Raw genomic sequence first — 3,147 nt, forward strand, 5'->3', positions numbered from 1 at the left:
CTATCCGGAAACATCACCATCAAGGGTTCCGATACCATGGTCAACCTGGGAGCCCGCTGGGCTGAAGGCTTCATGAAGGAGCATTCCAAAGTCTCCATCTCCGTCACCGGGGGCGGATCGGGCACAGGCATCGCTGCTTTGATTAACAAAACCACCGATATCTGCCAGGCTTCCCGCTCGATGACTGCCCAGGAAATCGCCAATGCCCAGAAGAACGGCGTCAATCCGGTGGAATTCATCGTGGCGCTGGATGGCCTCTCGGTGGTAGTAAACCCGTCCAATGCGGTCAACGAACTGAACTTCCAACAGCTCTCTGATATCTACACCGGCAAGATCACTAACTGGAAGGACGTGGGCGGCAAGGATGCCTCCATTCTGGTCCTCTCCAGGGACACCAACTCCGGAACTCATGTGTTCTTCAAAGAGCATGTGGTTCAGATGGCCGGAATGCCCGCCGCCGATAAGAAGCTGGAGTACGGCTCCAAGGTGCTGATGATGGCCTCCTCCAAGACCGGCATCGAAGAGGTCTCCGGCAATGCTAATGCCATCTTCTACGTCGGATTGGGATATGTCACCGATAAGGTGAAGGCTCTCAATATCAAGAAGACAGCGTCCGATACCGCTATCGGCGCCAGTGTCCAGACGGTCAAAGACGGCAGTTATCCCGTAGCCCGACCGCTCTTCTTTTACACCAACGGCCAGCCTCAGGGCACAACCAAGGCGTTCATAGACTGGGCGATGGGAGCCGAGGGGCAGAAGATCGTATTGGAACTGGACTTTGTGAATATCAACTAGATAAATGAAAATTCCCTTTCGCCGATCCCAGGAGAAAATCGAGGCTGGAGCCGGGGTCATGCCCCTGGCTGCCAGCCTCAGGCGTCGCCACCGGCCCGGTGAGCGGCTCGTTGAGTGGTTCATCGCCTTCAACGGGTTGCTGGCGGTGGCTATCCTCATCGGCATCTTTGTTTTCCTGCTCAAGGAGGGCTTGCCCTTCTTCTCCGACGTGAACCCCTGGAAGTTCATCACCGGTAGCAAATGGTATCCGGTATCGGATCCGCCCACCTTCGGGCTGATGCCGTCGCTGGTATCCACGCTGTGGGTGACCTTAATTGCCACGGCTCTGGCAGTGCCCGTTGGCATAGCCTGCGCTGCCTACCTCTCCGAAGTGGCTCCCCAGTGGCTCAGAGAAGTGGCCAAGCCGGTTATTGAACTGCTGGCCGGAATCCCTTCGGTGGTCATCGGCTTTATCGGGTTGATTGTGCTGGCGCCTTTCATCAAGGATTTCCTCAACCTGAATACCGGACTTGTAGGGCTCACGGCCGGAATCATGCTGGCGGTGATGAGCTTGCCCCTGATTATCAGCATCTCGGAGGACGCCATGGCAGCAGTCCCCGATGAATATCGCAAGGCCTCTTATGCCCTCGGGTCCACCAGATGGCAGACCATCCGGCATGTCATCATCCCTTCGGCTCTCTCAGGAATCAGCGCCGCCGTCATGCTGGGGATTGGCCGGGCTATCGGCGAGACGATGACGGTGCTCATGGTAGCCGGAGGAGCGCTTTCCGTGCCGGGGTCTCCCCTGGAGCCTATGCGGCCGATGACCGCAACCATCGCTGCCGAAGTCAACAATTCCGTCCAGGGTGGGTTGCAATATCACGCCCTCTTTGCCATAGGGCTGGTGCTTTTCATTCTGACTTTCATCGTCAATTTGATCGCCGATGTGGTGCTGGAAAGACAGCGGAGGAAATTCTCCCGATGACTGCTATTCGCAAACTGGTATCCGGGCCTTCCCGCCTTTTCCAGGAGCGGTTTGCCTTTGCCCTGCTCGCCATGAGCACGCTTGTGGTGCTCGCCGTAGCGGGATACATCATCCTGCACATCGTCATCAGCGGATCGGAGATGATCAGCTGGCATTTCCTGAGCGAGATGCCCCGCAAAAGCGGCCTCGAGGGCGGCATCTGGCCGGCGATACTGGGAACGCTGTTCCTGATGCTGGGCACGCTCATTTTTGCCTTGCCGGTGGGGGTCATGGCCGCCATTTACCTCACGGAATACGCTCCGCAGAACTGGCTAACCCGGGTCATAAATCTGAGCATCGCCAATCTGGCAGGGGTACCCTCTATCGTCTTCGGGCTTTTCGGTTTGGGAATTTTTGCCCTGGGACTGGGTTTCGGCACCTCGCTGCTGGCAGCCAGCCTCACTCTGGCCTGCCAAGCTCTGGCGATGGTGATTACTTCTTCCCGGGAAGCGCTGATAGCCGTGCCGAAAGACTATCGTGAGGCCAGTCTGGCGCTGGGAGTTACCAAGCTGCAAACAATCAAAGAGGTGATCGTGCCTCAGGCTTTGCCGGGAATTATCACCGGGATGTTGCTTTCCTTATCACGTGCCGCCGGTGAAACGGCTCCGATCCTGATGGTGGGCGCCACCTTCTTCCAGACATGGCTGCCACATTCGCCGATGGATCAATTTTCCGCCCTGCCCTATCATCTCTACGTCACCTCCACCCAAGTGCCGGACATGCCTCAGAAAACAATGTGGGGCATAGCCCTGGTACTCCTCCTGGTGGTATTATTCTTCAACAGCGCCGCGATCTATATCCGATGGAGAGTCCGGCGCGGGAGAGAGCGATGACTCAGAAATCTTTGAACATAGACTTGAGCCCACGCCGGACAATTGCCGAGGACACATCCCCCTCGAAGATTAAGTTGCGGACCAGGGAAGCTAATTTGTACTACGGGCGTTTCCATGCCTTGCGGAATATCAGCATCGATATCCCCGAATCTTCCATTACCGCCATCATCGGCCCATCGGGGTGCGGCAAGTCCTCCCTGCTGCGCCTTTTCAATCGCATGAACGACCTTGTCCGTGATGCCCGTGTGGAAGGCAAAGTTGATCTGGAGGGTATTTCCATATACGAAAACAATATCGATGTGGTGGAGTTGCGCAAACGGGTGGGCATGGTTTTCCAGAAGCCCAATCCCTTTCCCATGTCCGTATTCGATAACGTGGCATTCGGACCGCGCCGTCACGGACGGACTTACAAAGCGCTTTTGTCCAGTATCGTGGAGAATAGCCTGCGCCAGGCCGCGCTGTGGGATGAAGTCAAGGATAAGCTGGATCAATCCGGCTTGGCCCTTTCCGGGGGAC

The 3,147-nt window shown here is 56.7% G+C and carries 4 protein-coding genes; all 4 read left to right on the forward strand.

What is annotated here, in order from left to right; translation table 11 throughout:
- Positions 1-795: phosphate ABC transporter substrate-binding protein (locus PHV74_15785; protein MDD5095812.1), on the forward strand; the 795-nt coding region annotated here is incomplete at its 5' end.
- A 4-nt stretch (positions 796-799) separates the two neighbouring features.
- A complete protein-coding gene (gene pstC, locus PHV74_15790) occupies positions 800-1,759 on the forward strand; it encodes a phosphate ABC transporter permease subunit PstC (protein MDD5095813.1) in 960 nt (319 codons plus the stop codon).
- Complete coding sequence (pstA, locus tag PHV74_15795) at positions 1,756-2,631, forward strand: phosphate ABC transporter permease PstA (GenBank protein ID MDD5095814.1); 876 nt, start codon at positions 1,756-1,758, stop codon at positions 2,629-2,631. The genes pstC and pstA overlap by 4 nt, the downstream gene beginning before the upstream one ends.
- On the forward strand, positions 2,628-3,147 hold a 520-nt coding region (locus PHV74_15800), incomplete at its 3' end, for an ATP-binding cassette domain-containing protein (protein ID MDD5095815.1). The genes pstA and PHV74_15800, both read left to right, overlap by 4 nt.

This window comes from Dehalococcoidia bacterium (genome assembly GCA_028711995.1).
Taxonomy (GTDB): domain Bacteria; phylum Chloroflexota; class Dehalococcoidia; order SZUA-161; family SpSt-899; genus JAQTRE01.